Origin of the sequence: Aerococcus sp. NPDC058936 (assembly GCF_042741995.1) — a bacterium.
Taxonomy (GTDB): domain Bacteria; phylum Bacillota; class Bacilli; order Lactobacillales; family Aerococcaceae; genus Aerococcus.
Genome location: NZ_JBHYKZ010000005.1, coordinates 30816 through 53726, shown reverse-complemented (window position 1 = coordinate 53726; position 22911 = coordinate 30816). Strand labels below are relative to the sequence as shown.

The 22911-nt window shown below is 35.7% G+C and carries 20 protein-coding genes and 1 other RNA gene; 19 read left to right on the top strand and 2 right to left on the bottom strand.

Translation table 11 applies throughout. The features are described 5' to 3' along the window. Positions 1-243: 243 nt before the first annotated feature. A complete protein-coding gene (locus ACFW0C_RS05175; protein ID WP_378105969.1) occupies positions 244-618 on the bottom strand; it encodes a DUF3899 domain-containing protein in 375 nt (124 codons plus the stop codon). 61 nt (positions 619-679) lie between these two features. Here ACFW0C_RS05175 and opp3b point away from each other — a divergent pair, with 61 nt between their 5' ends. From opp3b to ACFW0C_RS05115, 12 genes are all read left to right on the top strand, one after another. Next, positions 680-1624, top strand: a complete 945-nt coding sequence (gene opp3b, locus ACFW0C_RS05170) for an oligopeptide ABC transporter permease (protein WP_378105967.1) — start codon at positions 680-682, stop codon at positions 1622-1624. A 1-nt stretch (position 1625) separates the two neighbouring features. Then, positions 1626-2666 carry an oligopeptide ABC transporter permease gene (gene opp3C, locus ACFW0C_RS05165; protein ID WP_290489744.1) on the top strand — a complete coding sequence of 347 codons (1041 nt, stop codon included), beginning with the start codon at positions 1626-1628 and terminating at the stop codon, positions 2664-2666. 14 nt (positions 2667-2680) lie between these two features. Further along, positions 2681-3850, top strand: a complete 1170-nt coding sequence (locus tag ACFW0C_RS05160) for an ABC transporter ATP-binding protein (protein ID WP_378105965.1) — start codon at positions 2681-2683, stop codon at positions 3848-3850. After that, entirely contained in the window at positions 3843-4784 is a 942-nt protein-coding gene (locus ACFW0C_RS05155) for an ABC transporter ATP-binding protein (RefSeq protein ID WP_378105962.1), read from the top strand. The genes ACFW0C_RS05160 and ACFW0C_RS05155 overlap by 8 nt, the downstream gene beginning before the upstream one ends. 104 nt (positions 4785-4888) lie before the next feature. Then, complete coding sequence (gene secG, locus ACFW0C_RS05150) at positions 4889-5122, top strand: preprotein translocase subunit SecG (protein WP_290489741.1); 234 nt, start codon at positions 4889-4891, stop codon at positions 5120-5122. Between the two features lie 158 nt (positions 5123-5280). Then, positions 5281-6039 (top strand): alpha/beta hydrolase, encoded by a 759-nt coding sequence (locus tag ACFW0C_RS05145; protein WP_378105959.1) that lies wholly within the window; start codon positions 5281-5283, stop codon positions 6037-6039. Between the two features lie 4 nt (positions 6040-6043). Further along, a complete protein-coding gene (rnr, locus tag ACFW0C_RS05140) occupies positions 6044-8560 on the top strand; it encodes a ribonuclease R (protein WP_378105957.1) in 2517 nt (838 codons plus the stop codon). Between the two features lie 28 nt (positions 8561-8588). Then, positions 8589-9062 (top strand): SsrA-binding protein SmpB, encoded by a 474-nt coding sequence (gene smpB / locus ACFW0C_RS05135; RefSeq protein WP_378105955.1) that lies wholly within the window; start codon positions 8589-8591, stop codon positions 9060-9062. Positions 9063-9303: 241 nt separating this feature from the next. Continuing rightward, positions 9304-11274: a fructose-1,6-bisphosphatase gene (locus tag ACFW0C_RS05130; protein WP_378106135.1), complete on the top strand. Its 1971-nt coding sequence runs from the start codon at positions 9304-9306 to the stop codon at positions 11272-11274. 19 nt (positions 11275-11293) lie between these two features. Beyond that, positions 11294-12022, top strand: coding sequence for a histidine phosphatase family protein (locus tag ACFW0C_RS05125; RefSeq protein WP_378105953.1), 729 nt, complete (start codon positions 11294-11296; stop codon positions 12020-12022). Positions 12023-12099: 77 nt separating this feature from the next. Then, positions 12100-12630, top strand: a complete 531-nt coding sequence (locus ACFW0C_RS05120) for an NRDE family protein (RefSeq protein ID WP_378105952.1) — start codon at positions 12100-12102, stop codon at positions 12628-12630. Between the two features lie 548 nt (positions 12631-13178). Then, a complete protein-coding gene (locus ACFW0C_RS05115) occupies positions 13179-13331 on the top strand; it encodes a hypothetical protein (RefSeq protein ID WP_371430046.1) in 153 nt (50 codons plus the stop codon). 186 nt (positions 13332-13517) lie between these two features. Here ACFW0C_RS05115 and ACFW0C_RS05110 read toward each other — a convergent pair whose 3' ends face one another. Continuing rightward, on the bottom strand, positions 13518-13742 hold the full coding sequence (locus ACFW0C_RS05110) for a CsbD family protein (protein WP_069286054.1): 225 nt from the start codon (positions 13740-13742) through the stop codon (positions 13518-13520). 171 nt (positions 13743-13913) lie between these two features. Here ACFW0C_RS05110 and ssrA point away from each other — a divergent pair. From ssrA to ACFW0C_RS05075, 7 genes are all read left to right on the top strand, one after another. Next, positions 13914-14278: a transfer-messenger RNA gene (ssrA, locus tag ACFW0C_RS05105) on the top strand. 141 nt (positions 14279-14419) lie between these two features. After that, complete coding sequence (locus tag ACFW0C_RS05100; protein ID WP_378105950.1) at positions 14420-14614, top strand: hypothetical protein; 195 nt, start codon at positions 14420-14422, stop codon at positions 14612-14614. Between the two features lie 294 nt (positions 14615-14908). Then, positions 14909-15484 (top strand): hypothetical protein, encoded by a 576-nt coding sequence (locus ACFW0C_RS05095; RefSeq protein WP_149256481.1) that lies wholly within the window; start codon positions 14909-14911, stop codon positions 15482-15484. Positions 15485-15547: 63 nt separating this feature from the next. Further along, positions 15548-19057, top strand: coding sequence for a hypothetical protein (locus ACFW0C_RS05090; protein ID WP_378105947.1), 3510 nt, complete (start codon positions 15548-15550; stop codon positions 19055-19057). 523 nt (positions 19058-19580) lie between these two features. Further along, the gene (locus ACFW0C_RS05085; protein ID WP_378105945.1) at positions 19581-21347 is read left to right on the top strand and encodes a DUF2075 domain-containing protein; all 1767 of its coding nucleotides are present in this window, start codon (positions 19581-19583) and stop codon (positions 21345-21347) included. Further along, complete coding sequence (locus tag ACFW0C_RS05080; protein ID WP_149256478.1) at positions 21340-21669, top strand: nucleotide pyrophosphohydrolase; 330 nt, start codon at positions 21340-21342, stop codon at positions 21667-21669. Before ACFW0C_RS05085 ends, ACFW0C_RS05080 begins: the two co-directional genes overlap by 8 nt. Before the next feature lie 287 nt (positions 21670-21956). Next, positions 21957-22904 (top strand): nucleoside hydrolase, encoded by a 948-nt coding sequence (locus ACFW0C_RS05075; RefSeq protein WP_378105943.1) that lies wholly within the window; start codon positions 21957-21959, stop codon positions 22902-22904. The last annotated feature ends 7 nt before the right edge of the window (positions 22905-22911 follow it).

The following is a 22911-nucleotide window of genomic DNA, read 5'->3' as shown; positions in this document are numbered from 1 at the left end:
ACCAAATGGATTTATTTGCGTTTTAGGGCACGGTTAGCCTATGAAGCCCAATCATACTAATTGGGTAATAAAATAGCCCTCAACCGCAGATTAAGACCAAATTGAAGGTGGGTTGATAGGGTTTTGCTTACTAGAAGTTAGGTAAGAAAAATAACATGATTAGGAATATAATGTTTCATGGTAATGATAACTAGTATAACATATCATAAAAAGGGCGGATAATTTGGTCCACCCCGGGTAATTCTATATAATGTAATAGGCGATTAGGAAGATTAAACTTATTGCTAATAAGCTACCACCGATTTTTAGAAAGCCGATATACCAATTCCCAATTGATTGGGACAAAGTTTGTACATTTCTTTCAGAGTCATCGTCATTTTTTGAATTATTTTGTGAGAAAACACTTGGTTTCCACTTGCGCCAACTGTATTGAAACAGGTCAAAAGTCCCGTCTTTAAAGATTAATCCGAATAAACCAAGGATTAAAAAGGGCGCTGACAAGTAAAAGTAGCAATTGCTCAAGTAAAATAAAGTGATACCCTCTTGCAAAAAAATTGATATAATGAACGGTATCGTGGCAAAAAGCAAAAGGATGCTTTTCCAACGTTTATAAATCATTGATAGATCAAATCCTTTCAGATATGTCAATAATTTAACACAATATAGGAGGTGAAGCAATTTGAAATCGTATTACAAATATCTACTTCGAAGAGTATTTTATATGTTTTTAACAATATTTCTAATTGCAACAATTACATTTTTCTTAATGAAACTGCTTCCAGGTACACCTTTCCAAAATGAGGACCGGTTATCTGCGGAACAAATCATTATTATGAACGAACGTTATGGTTTGAATGATCCAGTGATCGTCCAATACGCGCGTTACATGTTAGGTATTTTTACAGGGGATTTAGGTGTATCTTTCCAATTCTCAAATACACCAGTTACTCAATTATTAAGTAGCCGTATTGGACCGTCATTACAATTGGGTGGTCAAGCAATCTTGTTCGGTACATCATTTGGTATCATACTAGGTGTTATCTCAGCTATGTACAAGAATACTTGGATTGACTCTACTGCTACATTCGTGGCTATCTTGGGTCGTTCAATTCCTAACTTCGTTTTCGCGGTATTACTACAACTAGTATTTGCCGTACAATTAGGTTGGTTCCCAATCGCTTTATGGAACGGTTCATTTGCAGCAACAGTCTTACCGACATTAGCATTGGCCATTTCGCCATTAGCCGATTCGAGTCGTTTCATCCGTACTGAAATGGTCGACGTATTGAATTCAGACTATATTGAATTAGCACGTGCGAAAGGTTTAAGCAAAACAGCCGTAGCTTTCAAACATGGTGTACGTAATGCCTTAATTCCATTATTAACATTATTAGGACCATTAACAGTTGCCTTGATGACAGGTTCAATGGTAGTAGAAAACATCTACGCAATTCCTGGTATTGGTGAGCAATTTGTTAAATCAATCCAAACAAATGACTATCCAACAATTATGGGTATCACAATTCTATACTCATTCATGTTAGTGTCAATGTTATTAATTGTAGATGTGTTATACGGAATCGTAGACCCACGTATTCGTGTAAGTAATGAAGGAGGGGAATAAGATGGCTGAGAACAATCAATCATATAAATCAATTGCAGCTGACAAATTCCGCCCAGCTACGCAACATGACCACGTCGCTGAACGTGAGCAAATTGCTGGAGAATCGTTGAACTTCCTTCAAGATTCTTGGCGCCGTTTAAAGAAAAATAAAGTAGCGATTGTATCCTTAGTGGTATTGATCATTGTTGTCATTCTTGCTATCTTGGCGCCAGTGATTGCACCTGCGGATCCAAATGCACAAAACGTAGCTTTTGCCAATCTGCCACCAAAGATTCCTGGATTGGAAAGCTTTGCTTGGTTTGATGGTAAATCAGAAGTGGCCGGATCAGCGATTGACCAATACGCTGCTAATAATGTGCCAGATGGCGTATACTACTACTTAGGTACTGACGCTTTAGGACGTGACTTATTATCACGTATCTTATACGGTACACGTGTATCGCTATTTATCGGTATGATGGCTGCCTTGTTCAACTTAGTTATCGGTGTACCTTACGGTATTATCTCAGGTTGGAATGGTGGTCGTGTTGACAACATCATGATGCGTTTCTTAGAAATCCTATCAGGTGTACCGAACTTGGTTATCGTTATCCTAATGTTATTAGTATTACAACCAGGTATCATGTCAATTATTATCGCATTAGCGATTACAGAGTGGATTTCAATGGCTCGTGTAATCCGTGCACAAACAATGAAAATTAAAAACCAAGAGTACATCTTGGCTGCCCGCTCTTTAGGTGAGTCAGCATGGAAGATTTCTTTCCGTCACATTTTACCTAACTTGTCAGGTATCATTATTATCCAAACAGTATTCTCAATTCCGTCTGCGATTTTCTTCGAAGCGTTCTTGAGTTTCATCGGTTTAGGTATTCCAGCACCAAATGCTTCTCTAGGTACATTAATCAATGATGGGTACAAGACATTTAGATTCTTGCCTCATTTAATGTGGTACCCAGCGGGTGTAATCTGTATCGTCATGATTGCATTCAACATGTTAGCAAATGGCTTGCGTGATGCTCTAGATCCAAAAACGAATGATTAAGGAGTTGAGCAGAGTTGAGTAATAAAACAGGAAACATTTTAGAAGTAAAAGACTTAGAAATAAATTTCAAAACGTATTCTGGAGATGTTCAAGCCATTCGTAAAGTGAACTTTGACTTGAAACATGGGGAAACGTTAGCAATCGTAGGTGAGTCTGGTTCAGGTAAATCTGTAACTGTTCGTACCGTAATGCGTTTATTAGCCAATAACGCGGATGTTAAAGGGGGCCAAATCCTTTTTAACGGTGAAGACTTATTGAAGAAATCTGAAAAAGAGATGCAAGATATTCGTGGTAAGGATATCGCCATGATCTTCCAAGATCCAATGACTTCATTAAACCCAACTATGAAAATTGGTAAGCAAATTGCTGAACCAATTATCTTACACCAAAATAAATCTAAAAAAGAAGCCTACGCAAGAGCGGAAGAACTACTTGAATTAGTTGGTATTCCAAAAGCACACGAGCGTATGGATCACTATCCACATCAATTCTCAGGTGGACAACGACAACGTATCGTTATTGCGATTGCCTTGGCTTGTAACCCACGTGTCTTAATCGCGGATGAGCCAACAACAGCCTTAGACGTAACCATCCAAGCGCAAATTCTTGAATTAATGAAAGAATTACAAGATAAAATTGATACTTCAATCATTTTTATCACGCATGACTTAGGTGTTGTTGCAAACGTTGCTGACCGTGTTGCTGTTATGTACGCTGGTAAAATCGTTGAATACGGTGATGTTGACGAAATCTTCTTCAACCCACAACATCCTTATACATGGGGACTAATCGGTTCAATGCCAACATTAGATACTTCAGGTAAACTGGTTTCAATCCCTGGTACACCACCAGACTTATTGGACCCGCCAAAAGGTGATGCATTTGCCTTACGTTCTGAATACGCGATGGAAATTGATTACGAGGAAGAACCACCATTGTTCCAAATATCGCCAACACACGCGGCTGCAACTTGGTTATTACACCCAGATGCACCAGTAGTAGAAGCACCAGCTGAAATTCAACGTCGTTACAAAATCTACGAAAGCCTATCAAAAGGTATCGTGCCAGAAGGTTACAACGAAGGTGTCCCTCGCGCTGAGTTAGATGAGCATACTGAAGTGGTTACATCAGCTGATACTGAAGGTGTAATTGCTACAGAAGAAGGAGATGACGCAATTGGCTAATGAGCAAGAACCAATTTTAAAAGTTAGAAATTTAAAACAATACTTCAATGAAGGCTCAAAAGGTGAAGTACGCGCCATTGACGATATCTCTTTTGACATTTTCAAAGGTGAAACATTCGGTTTAGTTGGTGAGTCTGGTTCTGGTAAAACAACTACCGGACGCGCAGTTATGCGTTTATACCAACCAACTTCAGGTGAAATCATTTTTGAAGATAAAGACATTGCTTCATTGAAAAACCGTCGTGATATGCTAGACTTCCGTAAAGACATCCAAATGATTTTCCAAGATCCGTACGCATCTTTAAACCCTCGTATGAAGGTTGAAGACATTATTGCTGAAGGTCTAGAAATACACGGATTGGTGAAGACGAAAGCTGAACGTAAAGCGAAAGTCGCTGATTTATTAGAGCAAGTTGGGTTAAACCCACAACATGCTACCCGTTACCCACATGAGTTCTCAGGTGGACAACGTCAACGTATTGGGATTGCACGTGCACTTGCAGTGGCACCAAAAATGATTGTAGCGGATGAGCCAATTTCGGCCCTCGACGTATCGATTCAAGCCCAAGTAGTCAACTTGCTTGAAGAATTACAAGAGGACTTTGGCTTAACATTCCTATTCATTGCCCATGACCTTTCAATGGTGAAATACATTTCTGACCGTATTGCAGTAATGTATATGGGTAAAATAGTGGAACTTGCTGATGCTGACGAATTGTATTATCATGGTTTACATCCTTATACGAAGAGTCTTTTATCTGCCATTCCATTGCCAGATCCAATTTACGAACGCAACCGCCAACGTATTACATACAACCATGAACCTTTCAAAGGGGACGAATCAATGGTTGAAATCGCACCAAACCACTTTGTATACTGTTCACCAAGTGAAGTGGAACTATACAAAGAAATGCGTGCAAACCAAGGCGAATAAACAAATCGAAAAGGTGACTTCGGTCGCCTTTTTGTTTACCCATAATTGTATGTCAACCTTACTTATGGTAGAATAACTAGGACATTAAAACGGAGGGGTATCTTTTGTATAATATATTATTAACCATTCTAATTATTATCGCCTTTCTACTAATTCTAGTAGTTGTTGCACAACCTTCCAAAGGAAATAGTGCAAGTAACTTAACTGGTGGTGGCGATGCGATGTTTGGTAAAAAGAAAAAAGCACGCGGATTTGAAGCTGTCTTAAATCGATTTACAATCATGTTAGGTGTAGCCTTTATGGTGATTGCCTTACTATTAGCAAACTTATCTTCATAACATTTGGGCGGTTCTGCAAGGGGACCGCTATTTTTATACCTTTCGTTTGCTGATTGCAACGCAATTAATTGATTTAAAAGCGAATAAAACTTACAATGGAATAGCGAAGTCATTATGTATAAATGATGTTAATATATTAAGATTGAGAGTGGATATGCATGCAAGCAAAAATTCCAAAACCATTTTTCTTTGAAGGTGATGAAAGGGCAGTAATCCTTTTCCACGCCTTTACAGGTACTTCGAACGACGTGCGAATGTTGGGACGTCGGTTAAATCGTGAAGGTTATACTGTTTATGCACCTCATTTAACAGGACATGCCACTATGGACGTCTTTGATTTAATTAAGGAAGGCAATCCAGCTGCATGGCTACAAGACGGTCAAGATGCCTATGATTTTATGGTTGGAAAAGGCTATAAGCAGATTGCAGTATTTGGTCTGTCTTTAGGTGGGACTGTGGCTACTTCAGTGATTTTAAATAATCCGACAATTGGTGGTGGCGTATTTAATGCACCTATTGTCACAGATCAAGCTATTACTGATTCCAATGTCCCGACATCTTTCATGACCTATGCCCGAAAAGTCCAAGAATTAGCTGGTAAGACCGAAGCAGAAATCAACCAGTCGGACGACAAATTAGCCCAACAATTATATACAACCCTTACCGGTGTACATGCCGTGAACCGTGATTTAAGTGCACGACTTGACGAATTGAAAGTGCCATTCTACATTGCAGCTTCTGGTCAAGATGAATTAGTTGATCCAACCGCTGGTGAGCAGTTTGCAGAAGCCATTACCACTGCACCCGTACATTTAAATGCCTTTAATTCAGCAACGCATGTAATCACAGTCGGTAAATACCACCACGAATTTGAAGACACAGTAATAGAATATTTAACCAACCTAAATTGGGAGTGAAATAGTGAGTAGAAAAATTAATTATATGAAAAAAGAAATCCTTGCCGAGTTGGCAAGTTCAGAAGAGAATTACACAGCACAAACTTTAAGCAAAGCCTTGTCTTATGACCAAGCAGACGATTTTGCCGATTTGGTGAAAACCATCGCTAAATTAGAGCAAGCTGGAGACATTGCCATTACAAGTAAAGGTACTTTAAGTATCAAACAAGATAAAGCCAATTACACAGGAGTATTTACCCAAAATGCACGTGGTTTTGGTTTCGTCAAAACTGATGAACTTGAAAAAGACATTTTCATCGGTAAGGGTAAAACCAATGGTGCCTTGCAAAATGATGAAGTGCGAGTAAAAATCACCAGAGACGCCAATCCTTCAAATGACAAGTCAGCTGAAGGTGAAATCGCTGAAGTATTAGTGCGCCATACGACACGCCTTACAGGTGAGTTTACGCCTTTTAATGATAATGATAAAACGTCAACAGGTTTTATTGGTAGCGTGAAACCGCAAAACCATGGTTTAGACAACTTAACCGCCTTAGTAAAACCAGACGGCTTACATCCAGTAGAGGGTGAAATTGTGGTTGTCGAACTAGTAGATTATCCAGATGACCAACACCCATTTGCAGTTGCGGGTAACGTCATCCAACAAATTGGGCATAAAGATGAGCCGGGTGTAGATATACTTGCCATTTTAAACATGTTTGAAATTCCGCATGAATTCCCAAATGAGGTGTTAGACCATGCCAATGAAGTGCCTGACACCATCTCAAATGATGACTTAAAAGGACGTAAGGACCATCGTGACCTGTTAACTATTACAATTGATGGGGCAGATGCAAAAGACTTGGATGATGCCATCTCATTAAGTAAATTACCAAATGGGAACTATCAATTAGGCGTCCATATTGCTGACGTATCTTATTATGTGACAGAAGATTCAGCAATGGATAAAGAAGCCTATGAACGCGGGACGTCAGTTTATCTAACAGACCGTGTAGTCCCAATGTTACCGCAACGTCTATCTAATGGTATTTGTTCATTACATCCAAATGTGGACCGTTTAACAATGACAGCTATCATGGAAATTGACCATAACGGTGGTATTATTGATTATGATATTCATCCGTCAATTATCCACTCTGATTACCGAATGACTTATTCAGATGTAAATGCCATTATCACAGATAATGATCCAGAATTACGGGAAAAATACAGTGAAATCACTGACATGTTAGAAAATATGGCTGCTTTACATGAGATTTTATACAATAAACGTGTGAGTCGTGGTGCCATTGACTTTGACTCTCGTGAAGCGAAAATTATAGTTGATGATCAAGGTCATCCTAAAGCGATTGAAGTACGTGACCGTGGCGTTGGAGAGCGGATGATTGAATCATTCATGTTATCAGCCAACGAGACAGTTGCTGGCCACTTTACAAAGAAAGTATTGCCTTTCATCTACCGTGTCCATGAGCAACCGGATGAAGACAGAATGCAACGCTTCCTAGAATTTGTGACGGCCTTTGGTATTGTGCCACAAGGGACAAAATCTTCTATCCGGCCAAAAGATATTCAAAATATCTTGCGCGAGGTTGAAGGAGAGACTTTCCAACCGGTCGTATCCATGATGTTACTGCGTTCGATGCAGCAAGCTAAATATGATATTGAACCAATCGGCCATTATGGTTTGGCGGCTGAAGATTACACCCACTTCACATCACCAATCCGTCGTTACCCAGACTTGATTATCCACCGTTCAATTCACTTCTATGAAAGCCATGCGCGTCCAAATGCAGATAAACAAGAGAAGATGAAGATGAAGTTATCTGATATCGCAGAACATTCTTCTAAGATGGAACGTCGTAGTGTGGATGCTGAACGTGAAACGGATAGCTTGAAGAAAACAGAATTTATGTTGGATAAAATCGGCATGGAATTTGAAGGAATCATTTCTTCCGTTACTGGTTTTGGTTTATTTGTTGAATTGCCAAATACTGTTGAAGGTTTAGTCCATATTTCTATGCTAAAAGACGACTACTATAACTTTGTAGCTAGCCACTTAGTGATGATTGGTGAGCATACTGGTAAAACTTACCGTATTGGGGACAAAGTGACTGTAAAAGTGATGGACGTTAACACGGATACACGTGACATTGATTTTGTCATTGTGAAGAGTGAGGATAACGGTGAATCATCTGGTTTACAACGTCAAGGTAACCGTAAAGGTGGTCGCGGCAACAATAAGGGCCGTAAAGGCAATAATAGAAGCCGTAGACGCCAACAAGATAAAGACTCAAATAGTGATAACCGCCGAAATGACAGATCTGGTGCTAGCAAGTCTCATAAAGGGAATAAGAACAAGCTCTCAGGTAAACCAGGTCAGAAGAGTAAAAAGTCTGGTAGCAAGCCACAGAACGGCAAGACTGGCGGTCAAGGACAAAATAATAAGCAAAATAGCAATGGTAAGAGCAAAAAATCAAATCAAAAACGGAGCTTTGTCATTCGTCAAAGTAAACGCAAATAGAAGATTTGAACAGTTAGAAGGTGACTAAATGGCAAAAGGCAAGAAAGTGCAGAAAAATGATGATAACGTCGTTGCACGTAATCGAAAAGCCAATCATGATTTTACGATTTTAGATACAATTGAGTGTGGCGTAGTCTTAACGGGAACAGAAATTAAATCTGTTCGCCAATCACGCTTGAATTTAAAAGATGGTTTCGCAAGAATCGAACGCGGAGAAGTCTGGATGTACAATGTCCATATTTCCGAATTTGAGCAGGGGAACATGTTCAACCACGACCCACTACGCCCGCGTAAACTTTTATTGAAGAAGGCTGAAATTAATAAGTTATTAAAAGAGACTCAAAGGGAAGGTCATACCTTAGTGCCACTAAAAGTTTACATTAAACGCGGTTACGCAAAAGTGTTATTAGGTGTAGCTGAAGGTAAGAAAAAATATGACAAACGTCGTGCTTTAAAAGAGAAAGATATGAAACGAGAAGCGCAACGAGCATTGAAAATGTAATCTTGAAGCATACCTATGTGAAAAACTGTAAAGTTTATGGGTATGCTTTTTTGCTATTTTATCACTAGTTAATGATAGCAAGTTGTTGGATTATCTAATATAATGATAAAGTTAAGGTAAGAATGGCTAAAATAACCAATTTTTTGAAAAAATATCATGAATTTGTTAGAAATAGAAATATTGCAATTTTTATCTTCTGAAAAAATGATATGATGGTTGAAAGAAAGTGAGTGAAGTAGTGATGGACTACAATAAACGTTATTTATTATTACTATCTGAGCAATTTCCCGATATTGCCTCAGTAACAACTGAAATCATTAATCTAGAAGCGATTATGGAATTACCTAAAGCCACAGAACATTTTATTAGCGACCTCCATGGCGAGTACGATGCTGTTTCGCACGTATTACGTAATGGGTCGGGGAATATAAAAGAAAAGATTCGTGAAGTATTCCAAAACCGTTTATCGACGAATGAAATGAACCAGTTGGCAACCCTTATCTACTATCCAGAAGAGAAGCTAGACCGTGTATTAGCGGATATTACAGATATTGAGGAAGAGCATGAATTCTATACGTTAACAATTTCTAGGATGGTGGAGTTAGGGCAATTTGTTGTGTCCAAATACACTCGTTCAAAGGTTCGTAAGGCGATGCCAAAAGACATGTCTTACATCCTTGAGGAGTTGTTATTTAAGGATTCTGTCTTGACCAACAAGGGGTCTTACTACTGGAATATTATTCAAAATGTGATCGAATTAGGGGCAGCAAACCGTTTAATTGAGGCCTTGTCTGAATTGATGCAAGAACTAGTTGTCGATCATTTACACGTTTTAGGGGACATCTATGACCGTGGCCCGTCGCCCGATAAAATTATCGACTTGTTAGTTGCTCAGAAATCCATCGATATTCAATGGGGAAACCATGACGCCATTTGGATGGGGGCTGCTTCCGGGTCACGTGTCTTAATCGCCAATGTATTACGGATTTGTGCCCGTTATGACAACTTAGAAATCATCGAGGATGGCTATGGTATTTCACTGAGACCCTTGGTGGCCTTCGCGGAGGCTACATACCCCGATGATTCTATCGCAGAATTCATGCCTAAGATTGACGATACGGTAGACCATTTTCCAGAAGAAGTGAAACAAATTGCCAAGATGCAGCAGGCAATCACGATTATTCAATTTAAATTAGAAGCGCAAGTCATTAAACGCCACCCTGAATTCCAAACCGATAACCGCCTATTCCTTGATAAACTAGACTTGGAAAAAGGGACTGTACTCGTTGATGGGAAGGAACATAACTTGAAGAATACGACGTTCCCAACGGTAGACCCAACAGATCCGTTCAAGCTCACTGAAGATGAAGAATATGTGATGGCGAAATTACAAGCTGGATTCTTAAATTCAGACCGTCTGCAAAAGCATATTGCCTACCTATATAGTAAGGGGTCATTGTATAAAGTCTACAATGAAAACCTGTTATATCACGGTTGTATTCCGATGAATGAAGATATGTCATTTAAGGCGGTTGAAATTCACGGACGTTCATACGCAGGACGGGAATTGTTGGATCAATTTGAAACGTCTATGCGTCAAGCTTTTGCTGCTAAAGGACCAAATGAGGATGAAAACCCTGATTTGGATTACATGTGGTATATCTGGCAAGGTGAAGGGTCGTCTCTATTTGGAAAGACAAAGATGACGACATTTGAGCGTTACTATATCGACGATGCTGAAACACATCATGAGCCCAAAAATATTTACTATACTTTACGTAATGACAAAAAGTGTGCTGAATTGATTTTAACCGAGTTTGGTATTCGTCCAGATCGAGGGCATATTGTAAACGGGCATACACCGGTTAAAGAGCGTAAGGGTGAAGACCCAGTTAAAGCGGACGGTAAACTCTTAGTGATTGACGGTGGTTTTTCAAAAGCCTATCAGCCAACTACAGGTCTAGCGGGTTATACCTTATTATACAATTCGTTTGGTATGTTATTAGTGAGCCATCAGCCATTTTCAAGTATAGAGGATGCAGTAGAACATGAAACGGATATCGTATCTACACGCCGAATTATCGATAAAGAGCTAGAACGATTACAAGTGCGCCAAACCGATGTAGGGGTTAAACTGGAAGACCAAGTTGCCCAGTTAAAAAAATTACTTCAGGCTTATAGAAATGGTACAATAAGACCCAGAGTAGTGTAATTTGAGGAGGAATTTATTCATGTCAAAAGGTGTGACGATTTACTTCATGCGTCATGGAGAAACGTATCTAAACTATTATGGACGTATGCAGGGGTGGGCTGATGCACCACTAACGCCACGCGGAGAAGAGGATGTACGTAGCAGTGGTCGTGGATTGGCCGATATTGAGTTTTCTGCAGTATATACCAGTGATTTACAACGTACGGTGAAAACAGCAGAACTTATTCTAGATGAAAATAAGGCAACTGCTAAAGGTATTGAAATTGAGAAGCGCCCAGAGTTTAGAGAAGTTTTCTTTGGTTCTTTTGAAGGTTTAGACGCAAGAGGGTTATGGGATGAAGTAACAGAGATTGCTACTGGTAAAGATGGTTCCTATACTGGCGCAACTTCAGATGAAAGTGTTCGTTTAGAATTGAATGCCTTCAAAGAAATGGATCCTTACCACGATGCTGAAAACTTTATGGAATTTTGGATGCGAGTGGAGTTAGGTTTGATTGATGTGATTACAAAACACAGAGAAACTGATCAAACGATTTTAATTGTGAGTCATGGGATGACTATCCGTAATATGATTCATGAATTAATTCCACAATTTGAAATTGATTCAATGCTAGATAATGCGAGTGTGTCCGTGGTTAGATATCAAGACGGTTTATATCACCTAGAAGCTTTTAACCAGACAGATCACTTTGCCCGTAAAGAAATCAATGACCAAGAAACAGATTTGGATCATTCAGATATTTCATAAAACAATAAAAAGCATGACAAAATAGGCGAGTGCGCCTACTTTGGCATGCTTTTATTTTAAGGATTGAGAGGTTACCTATGTGTTTAATTACTTTTTCTATTCAAACGGATGCTGAATACCCTTTCGTTCTGACCGCAAACCGCGATGAAGCTTATTCAAGGGCGAGTTTACCTATTCATGAATGGACGGAATCTACTGACATTATTGGCGGCCGTGACTTGAAACATGGCGGGACTTGGTTAGCCTTCTCTAAGTCGGGGAAATTTGCAGCTTTAACCAATTACCCCTTTGTAGACCGCCATGTAGTTGACCCAATTAGCCGGGGTTTCCTAATTACGGACTATCTTGAGTCGGAAATCAGTGCAATTGACTATGTATCTAATTTACGACAACATAGCAACCAATTTGAAGGGTATCATCTATTATTGGGTCGAATTCATCCTAAAATAGAACTTAAAATGTACAATAATGTAGATGATAGCTTGACTAATTATGCAGCAGGTATTCATTCAATATCTAACACCTACGATGATTTGTCAGCCTACCGGAAAAGTCAGTCGGTGAAAGATTTAACGCATTTAATGCAAGGTGAAATTGATTTAAATTAAATACTAAAAAACTTTCAAAATACCGATTCGAATCCTCATTTAACAGATTTTCCTAGCTTTTTGATCCTAGACTAGGCCAAAAAGGCATCAGGCATTTTTATCGAAGGCCAAGGAGACTTTGGGACAGTTTCTACAACCGCTATCGCCTTGGATAAATCAGGCCAATTGTCCATGAAGGAGGTTCGTTATACGAGAGAACTTAGCCAAGAAGAGATAGAAATAAAATTCAATTTTACTTAATTAAGCCAATATGGAGACATCATTACTATTTTGCCAAAATTCCTCAATAAAATATAATTAAAGAATCATATATGGGGAAATGATATGGAGTCGATAGTTATGAACATGAGCGTTTGTGTTGGAGTAGCAATCGGAGCTGCGTTGGGTATAGCCATAGGTCAAATAGGGCGTTGGGTATCTGTGGGAATTGCTGCTGGACTTGTGGTCTGGTCAAGCGCTGACGTTATGCGGAGAGAAAAGCAAAAGACGATAAGATCAAAAACAGATTTAGGTGATTGAATCAGGCATGATAGAAAAGGGGAGATATAGTGGACCTGAAAACCGCAATTTTATCTGTCGTGTTATTCGGTCTCATATTTGGTCTTGCCATGAATAATATATTCTTAGGTATCTCATTTGGGATAGCTATTGGTGTCGCTATGTGTACTGCTGCTGTTGACAAAAAGAAAAAGCCAAAGTAGATATTGAAGTAGATGATGAAGAAGTTTAAATCAAATAAATATAGAAAAGAAGGCCATTCAGCGAGAATGGATTGATGTATATATTGATCAAAAATAGTATAAATTTGAACAATTAGATTATATAAAAGAAAGAATAAAAAAGATGTAGCCATTAAGCCACACCTTTCAATCTAATAACTAGTAAAATTATTTTTCGTCATCGTTGTTAGTAAAGCCGTCTAAGCGACCATTAACATCATCTTTGGCATCATCAAAAGATTTTCTTGCATCATTAATTTTTTCTTCTACTTCACCACGAGCTTGTTGGGCTTTACCTTTACCTTCTTGCTCTTTATCGCCAGTAACTTTACCGACTGCTTCATTTACTGAACCTTTAATTTTATCGAAAGTACCTTTGTTTTCATTTGACATGATATCATCCTCTTTCTTTAAATTATATAAACATTATAACATATAAGTGTTTACGCTCAAATGAAAGCCCTTATTAATGATAAAATACTCAAAAGCATCTAACCAGATTATACTGACTCATATTTTTTGACATTCTTGTATAATTCGTGATATTATAAAGAGTACATTTACGGGGGTGTTATTGGATTCGACAGGCATAGCCCGGTGTATGACTACTGCTCGGAGGTTACGGCTTCGCAACAACGTTACCAGTTTAAATATAACTGACAAACAAGAAACAAACACTTTAGCTTTCGCTGCCTAATAACAGCTAGCTAAGATTCGCCCGGCGTCACCTATGCGTTGGTTCCGAGTCCTATTATAGTAGGTTACGTTCTAAGCTTCCGTCTGGAGCAAGGAAAAGAGATTAATCAGACTAGCAATCTAAGTGGTTTGTTTATTCACCATTAGTGCGCGAATCCGAGAATGAACTATAGTGGTAAAAGTTGTATAATCGGAGTGTTTGGACAGGGGTTCAAATCCCCTCACCTCCATAATATTCAAAAAAGGCTCCCTAACAGTTGTAAAGGCTGTTAGGGAGTCTTTTTTTAGTTTAATCACTCAACATGTTGAAAGTGAAATTAGAGTAAATTTTTAGTCAAACAGAGATAATTCTATGCAATTAAATAAATTTTACAGTGTTTTCTAATTGGAATATAATTAAAGAATATTATCAGTCTGATGAAGAGATAATACAAAATGGATCAGAGATTGGAAAAGATATAATTAATGTGATGAATAGAGTAAATGAAGGATTTACAAGATATAGCAGTACTGAAATCTCTGAGGATGAGTTTATTCATGTATTATCATCTTTAGAAGAAGATATATAGATTATATACAGAAGCAGGAAATCTGGGATTCTCCGAGGATGCACACATGACAGAGTGGATAAATCAATTGAATGGAATATGCGGAACTGCATATAATTGCACACTGTTTTATAATGAATATTCGTTGGAAAATCGAGATTCTAAGAATAGTAGACTAAACTTTTGAAACATCATAAATGACTATAATGATGATTTAGAGAAATTTAGGATACTCAGTGAAAAAATTCACGATAAAAACAATCTTGGTAAAATGTAATCGAAATAATTATGCTATGAAAAAGGTGGAGTGTGACAATGGATGAATCTCTCAGATTATTGCTTACAGGAATTACTATAACAGATGTTATTCAAGCTTTTGCTGCTACTATTGGGATAATAGCTAGTTTAATTGCATTATGGCAGTCAAAAAAATCTATAAAGTTGACTGAAAAATCTATAAGAGAAGCAAATAGACCAGTTGTAGCAGTGTACCTTGAATATTCTCAAGTAATCAGTACACCGAAGGAGTATTTAGTTATTAAAAACTTTGGGAATACACCTGCAACTATTGATTTAGTAGAATTAGATACAAAAATAAATATAATAAAAGATGGAGAAATTTTTACTCAGTCTGTTCCATTTATTCTAGCTCCTAAACAGAGTTTTTCAACTGTTTTGAGAGTAGATGTATTTGATTCCCAACAAGCTGAACAAAATATTAATGTCAAAATAAATTACCACGATAGTATCCAACAATATAGTGATACATTTAACTTAAATCAAAATCTAGTAAAAGACATGCGGTTTTCTAAAACTAAACCTAGTAAAAATAGTACTGTTCAACAGGTACTATCCCAGACCACTGAAGAAATAATAAGGAAGAATTTTTAAAGTATAACGAGAATGCTATACAAAAAAACGCTTGTCAAATTTCAATTGTTAGGAGTTAAATAAATGGAAGATAAAACCTTACCAGACATTTTTGAACAATATGAAACTGTGTCTTTAGGAAAAGCAATATATACTATAACTTCATGGGGTTCAAACAGACAATACATAGGAGCATCAGACACTTTAAATAAAACATTTATTGAAAATGAAGAAAATAGTGGACCACATAAAATTATTACGTATAAAGATTTCCAAAATTTATTCAAAATCATTGCAAAAAAGTTAAATAAATCTTTTATTGCTCAAGAGAATTTCTATTGCGATACTGGAGAGGTGAAATTTTACTCAGAAGGAAAATTTCATAAAATTATATTAGGTAATGGCTCTGAAGATACGTATGAAGCGTGTTTTTTTATAGAAAGCATTGTTCAAAATGATGAATATCTAAAAGACATATGGCAAGAAATATTATATTATGAAGACTATATTTTATCTAATTTGTATACTATGAGAATTCCTCAAAATAATGAATTTGAATGCCCGCCTGAAGAATATTTTAATTCAGTATTTAAAGAATATGATAGTTTAAAAAATCCAAAGTTAGCTTCGTTCTTTAGAGATTTTAGAAGTTCAAATGAAGAATTATATGAGTTTTTCACACCAATAAACGAACTACCAATATTTTTACCCATGTTAAAAGAAAGTTTTCTAGAAAAAATTGAGCAAAACCTTACTATAGATGATATTCAACATAGTTCTTGGAATGCCATCATCAACCAATTTGTGAATAATTACCAAATAAGTACCAACCGTAGTTTAAAAACTTTCATTTCACTTGCTTTTACCAATAAAGCTGAAGAAAAAGATTTTATTATTGAAAATTCTTTTGCACTATTACATAAAAATGATTTGCTTATTTTCATACCTAATGAATTAGACGCAGAACTCATAGATAAATTAATAACTGATTTTAAACAAGAAAAGAATACCATTGTAGGTGCTACTGTTAATAGAAAAGCTCTAGAAATAACTTTTAACAGTAACCTTAATTTAATTATTCAAAAAGTGGATGATACTGAACTTTCACCTAATATAATGAAACTCATGTTAGTTTCTAAAGATGAAGCACTAATTGATATTAAAGGGATGATGGGAATTATTAACTTCGCATCAGATATAGAAGAAATAATCGAGTTCATCAAATATTTTAAAGATAAAAATATATCTGAAAGAACTATGAATATGTCAGGTATAACATCTTATTTCCAAACATGGCAAGACTTAGATAACGTCATAGTTGAAGGAGTGACAACTGATTTAGTATTTGTTCCACCATATCAATCAGTTGAGCGAACTGTAGAGCTTTATAGTAATGACTTAATAAACTATCCTTTTAATGCAGGACTTGCTTTCTCAAATATTCATCGTTGGAGTGTAATTTCAGATACTACAGCTGATTTATCACTGCTAGGAAAAGATGGAGAAGGTTCTGTTGATATTTTTGTTTCTAACGGAAAAAAAATAATATATAGAGAATTACATTATATTTTAGAAGATATGGATGAAGAAACTATTGAAACGATTGATTCATTTCATGAGATTATTACAAATGCTTTTGATGAATACAAAGAGAGAATACTCTCATTCTTCAAAAAAGATTTCTTAGAGATCAGTTTAATATCGGAAAGAATATTGAACAAATACGCAACTGGCGTACCTATAATGACAAATAAGTATAATAGTACAGTTATAATAAATTCAGAAAAAAGCATACAAAAGTTATTAATTAATCCTTATTGGGAAAAGATAGCTAGTGACAATGTTCTTTCTAAAACGAAATCTTTTGAAAATGACTTATTAGTAAGCTTCATTAACGGAGTGAGTTTTAATAATAAAGAATCGTTGGAATTAGAGATTAGAAAAACTGATGATGATGGAAGAACTTCATCAATTAGTCGAATAGAAGTACCTTACTACATTAATACTCACTTAAGATTTGAATCACCGAAATTGTCTTCTTTTAAACTCGTTAGAAAAATTTTGGCTCAAATAATAAAAGATATTGGATTAGAAGCCAAAAATTACGAAGAAACTGAAATTCTTGGTGTTATAAAACAATTTAGAAATGAAATACGTCGAAACTTCATACAAAGAATTGAAAAAATTGATAAATTTGAATTGCATACAAAATTGCTTAACATTTATTCTTCCATAATTTTTCAAATTGATATACACCAAAAGAGATTAAGTGTTTTTAATTCAACTACTCATCTAGAAGAGGAAACTTTACACCAGTTTCGCGACGATGCAATCGACTTACGCGAAGAGTCTAAAGTATATAAACAAGTCTTAGAATATGTAATTGAAGAAAATTTAATACGTGAAGATCAATCCGATATGTCTATTCCTTCAGATATTGATTTAAATAACATTATAGCCTATGGAAAATGGATAATTGGTTTTCAAAATATGTCTGATTCAGTCAATTATGGAGCTGCGGGTTGGAATCAACTTGGTATTCGAGAAGATTACGTAGTAGAGATTGAAGAAACCAACAAGTATATTAAAGACGCTAATCTGATAAAAACTCTCCGCTACAATTTCGGAGACTATTCTATTAGAGATCAATCTTATGATAAAACAATGTTATCAAATGAAATATCTAGTGCTTTCTTACAAGATACTGGTGTGTCCTTGCAGTCATTATTTGCAACATTATCACAACTTTATTCTCATTCAACAATATCTATTTTAGCTGATTTAGAAGATGTTACAGTTACTAGTAATGTCGTAATGGCTCCAATTGAAACAGTTGCTAATTTATTCTTAGAAGAAACAGATCTTCCACTGGAAGATTTTTATAAAGTTATTGATTTCATTAATTTAAAAGTTGACGAAATCTCTGATGAAAATGGTGTAATACCAATTTGGGAAAAGAAAAAAAGAAAAAATAAGCTTTCTGCTCAACCAGTGTTGGTTAAAAAATGCTTTTTAATTTTTTCCCCAATTACTCTTTACGAATTGGAAAAAACTTGGTATACGGGAATAACAAATTTTATACTTCCTTATAATAATGGCTTGGAAAAGCTAACTAGTTCTATTGATAAATGGAAAACTTATTATGAGCATAAAATAGTAATAGATTTAGCATCATTGTTTGATGATTCAATTTATGATGTTTATACCGACAAAGAGTTGTATAAACTTGATCCAAAAGGAAATCATCCTCGAAATATTGGAGATTATGATTTAATTGCAGTGAATAATGAGGATCAAGAAATATTATTGTTTGAAGTAAAGTATATGCGGTTAAGCCAAACCATGAAAGATTTTTTAGGAGACCAAGGTAAATATTTTTTAAATAAAAAGGCGAAAGCAAAACAATTTGAAAGAAGAGTTACTTACTTTGAAGAAAATGTTGATAAAATAGTAAATAATATTGGCCTGGAAGGAGATTTTAAAATAAAGAAATATTTTTTAACAAATAAAAATATACGTTCTTTCTTTAAAGAGTATCCATTTAAAGTGGTTAGTTTTAATGAATTTAAGGAAACTTACTTTACAAACAATTAATTAGTAATGTAATTTCAAGAAAAATAGGTGTAAAATAATTTATTAAGAATTTTATAAAACATAGGCGTATGCGTGAAAATTTGGTTCAAACCATTACTATATCACTTTAAACGTTGAGGTAAAGGGGTTCAAATCCCCTCACCTCCATAATATTCAACAAAGGCTTCCTAACAGTTGTAAAGGCTGTTAGGGAGTCTTTCTTTTGTATTCAGAAAAAAGTATTGACTTTGGTAAGCAATTTAAAGATATATGGAAGATTTTGAAGCGATAAACTTATAAATTCACTCCTTTAAGATATCTATACTAACCTAAAGTATAATAAAATCTAGAATTTCATCGCTTATTGACGATTCTATCTAAGTAACATGATTTGATTGTATCCAACAAGATAAAGCAGTTTTATTTAAGCAAATAGTTAATGAATATAGACAATGGAAAAATAAGATTAGTAAATATTTATGTTAATATGTATTAAAGTTATCTTAGATAAATTAATTAGAAAGTTCTAAGGGAGTGAAGAGCTATGGAGAAAATACCTAGTCCTATTATTTACGAAATGAATTATACAGAAGATGGATTGAAAGATTTTAGTGACTCTTCAGTAAATTTCAATAAGAAAAATAGGGAATACTTAATCGACTACCCAACGGTATATATCATTAATAAGGAAACTAAGAATGATACATATAATGTATATGTCGGTGAGACATCTAATATAAAAGTACGAACGAATCAACATTTAAACAGAAATCCCATAAACAAAGATACAGAAAGTTTGTCTAATCCCAAGTCGCGTCTAATGTATGTAATAGGACATGAATACTTTAATAAGTCTTTAACTTTGGATATTGAAAATAAATTAATGCATTATTTATCAACCGTTCCTCAAGTTGATGTTGTTCACAATAGACGTACTAATCAACAGAATAAGTATTTTACTTCAAAATACTTTGAAGAAATATTTTCAAAAGTTTGGCAAGAATTAAGGAAAAAGAACAAGTCGCTCTTTCCTTTAAAAAGTATCATTGAAGACTCTGCTTTATTCAAAGCATCACCATTCCATAAACTTACTCCTGAACAGATAGATGCAAAAGAGAAAATTTATAGTAAAGTAGTCAAAACTTTGGAAGAAAATGAAGCAGGAAAACTTATTTTAGTTTCCGGAGAAGCCGGATCAGGTAAAACAGTCTTAATGAGCAGTTTATTTTACGATTTGAAAACAGAATTAGCTGAAGAATTGTCAGATAACAAAGAATTAAAAGTGCATATGATGGTGAACCATGATGCACAACTAATTGTTTATAAGCAAATTGCAGATAAACTAGGGCTTACAACAAATGAAGAACTTGAAACAATTCTGAAACCTACACGATTTATTAATAAAGTTTCACCTGATGAGCCCATTGATGTTTTGATTGTTGATGAGGCACATTTACTATGGACGCAAGGAAAGCAAGCTTATCGAGGAAAAAATCAGCTTCATGATTTATTAGAAAGAGCTAGGGTAGTTATTGCAGTATTTGATGTCAATCAGATTTTAACGACTGAACAGTATTGGGAACAAGATGAACTAGAAAAAATTAAGGCCATGTCAAAAGAAAATGATAACTATATTTTCCTAACAAATCAAATGCGGATTGAAGCTGAAGACCAGACGATTGATTGGATTAGACATTTAATTGATAAACAAACTGTTTTAAATATCCCAAAAGATAAAAAAAGCTATGAAATTAAAGTATTTGAAGATGCGAATCAAATGCATAAAGCCATAAAAGAAAAATCAAAAGATCAAAACAAGGGAATATCAAGGATTGTGGCTACATTTGACTGGGAGTATGTAGATAAGCGGAAACCAGAAAACGAAAACTATTGGATGGTAAAAGACGGAGATTTTAAAATTCCTTGGAATTATCAACTAAAGCCCGACGACAGGAGTGTAAAATATAGAAACTTGTCTTGGGCAGAACAGCCACATACAATTAACGAAGCGGGATCTACATATACGGTTCAAGGGTTTGATTTGAATTATGTAGGAGTAATAATTGGCCCATCTGTTAAACTGAGAAATGGAAAAATAATCTTTGATAAAGATGAAAGTGAGAATAAGAAAGCAAAACAACGTAGAACTTTAAAAAATGGTAGTAAAGAATATTTGGCAGAGTTTTTATTAAAAAATGAATTAAACGTTCTTCTGACTAGAGGGATACACGGCTTATATCTATACGCCGTAGATGCTGAATTGCAGGAAGCATTACTAAAAGCTCAACGAGGAGAGATTGAACTTGGATGAATTAGAAAAAATAATTAACGAATTTAGAGACGAAAGAGATTGGCGACAATTTCATAATGAAAAAGATTTAGCTATTTCTATTTCTCTTGAAGCTTCAGAGTTGTTGGAATTATTCCAATGGAAGTCGAGTGAGGAAACGGTTCAAACGAAGCGAAGTGAGATTGAAGATGAATTGGCAGATGTATTGATTTATTCAATAATGCTGTCTTCAAATCTAAATTTAAATATCGAAGAAATTATTTTAAATAAACTCAAAAAGAACAATGAAAAGTATCCTATAGGAAAGAGTAAAGGGAATAAACAAAAATATACCGAGTTATAAAATATTTGTTCCATTATATCTTTTAATAGTATAAGACTTGTTTAGAGGTATTATTCTTTGAATGAGAACTGTTATTGATAAAGACTAGCCACTTGATTAAGTTGTAATATTCCTACACCATTAATATTAATCTTTCCAAAAATATCATAATTACCACCAAGCCACCCAGATGAGTGGCTTTTTCTATGCCCAAAATCTCCCTGTAAATTACAACCATCACTTTCTTATATCTCCACCTATCAAGATAGGCTATAATGAAAATAAATAAGCTTATTGGAGGATTTAACATGAGACGTGTAATTATTGATTCAGATACAGCTGGAGACGATACAACGGCCATTCTGATGGCGATGAAATACTTTAAGGTAGAAGGAATCACCATTGTTGCAGGGAATGTGGCTTTTGACCAAGAGGTTGATAATGCCTTAACGACAATTGAAACTTACCAACCGGATTATAAGATTCCTGTTTACAAGGGTTATCAAAATCCGATGACGGCCTTGCCAAATGAAACTCACGATACTGTGGAGGAGATTCAAGGTGGCAACGGGATGGGCGATGCTGTATTCCCTAAACCAACGCAAATAGTTGAAGACGGGCATGCCATTGATTTTATTATTGAAACAGTGAAGGCAAATCCAGGAGAGATTGAAATTTTAGCCTTAGCACCTTTAACCAATATTGCAATGGCAATTAAGAAAGCCCCAGAAATTATGAAGGATATCAAGCATATTTGGATTATGGGTGGTGTCAACAACCGTCTCGGGAACATGAACGTATCTGCAGAATATAACTTCTATGTAGATCCAGAAGCAGCCCGTATCGTCCTAAATGCGACTACACCGAAGACTATGGTTACTTGGGATGCTTCTTTAGACTTTGGTGTCATGTATGAAGAAGATATTGAAGAAATTCAAGCTTTAAATACGAAAGGTTCAAAATTCTTCTTAGATATTAATATGTTTGTCCGTGAATTTGAATTGGCAAAACGAGGCATCGACGGGATTACTTGTACAGACTCATTATTGGTTGCAGTTGCTGCGGTACCAGAATTGATGCTTCAAGCGACTGAATATTACGTGGATGTTGAAACTCAAGGTCAATTTGCCCGTGGCTATAACATTGTAGACTGGGAAGAGGAATTCAAACGTGCGCCGAATTGCCGAGTTGCAGAGAGGATTTCTAGCCAAGGATTTAAAGACCAATTGGTGAGCTTGTTAGCGGAAATTCAATAGGGAGAAT

Coding starts and splice junctions, on each gene's coding strand:
- smpB (WP_378105955.1), top strand. CDS start 8,589: ATGGCAAAAGGCAAGAAAGTGCAGAAAAATGATGATAACGTCGTTGCA.
- ACFW0C_RS05125 (WP_378105953.1), top strand. CDS start 11,294: ATGTCAAAAGGTGTGACGATTTACTTCATGCGTCATGGAGAAACGTAT.
- ACFW0C_RS05130 (WP_378106135.1), top strand. CDS start 9,304: ATGGACTACAATAAACGTTATTTATTATTACTATCTGAGCAATTTCCC.
- ACFW0C_RS05145 (WP_378105959.1), top strand. CDS start 5,281: ATGCAAGCAAAAATTCCAAAACCATTTTTCTTTGAAGGTGATGAAAGG.
- ACFW0C_RS05110 (WP_069286054.1), bottom strand. CDS start 13,742: ATGTCAAATGAAAACAAAGGTACTTTCGATAAAATTAAAGGTTCAGTA.
- ACFW0C_RS05090 (WP_378105947.1), top strand. CDS start 15,548: ATGGAAGATAAAACCTTACCAGACATTTTTGAACAATATGAAACTGTG.
- ACFW0C_RS05085 (WP_378105945.1), top strand. CDS start 19,581: ATGGAGAAAATACCTAGTCCTATTATTTACGAAATGAATTATACAGAA.
- ACFW0C_RS05075 (WP_378105943.1), top strand. CDS start 21,957: ATGAGACGTGTAATTATTGATTCAGATACAGCTGGAGACGATACAACG.
- opp3C (WP_290489744.1), top strand. CDS start 1,626: ATGGCTGAGAACAATCAATCATATAAATCAATTGCAGCTGACAAATTC.
- ACFW0C_RS05175 (WP_378105969.1), bottom strand. CDS start 618: ATGATTTATAAACGTTGGAAAAGCATCCTTTTGCTTTTTGCCACGATA.
- ACFW0C_RS05120 (WP_378105952.1), top strand. CDS start 12,100: ATGTGTTTAATTACTTTTTCTATTCAAACGGATGCTGAATACCCTTTC.
- ACFW0C_RS05095 (WP_149256481.1), top strand. CDS start 14,909: ATGGATGAATCTCTCAGATTATTGCTTACAGGAATTACTATAACAGAT.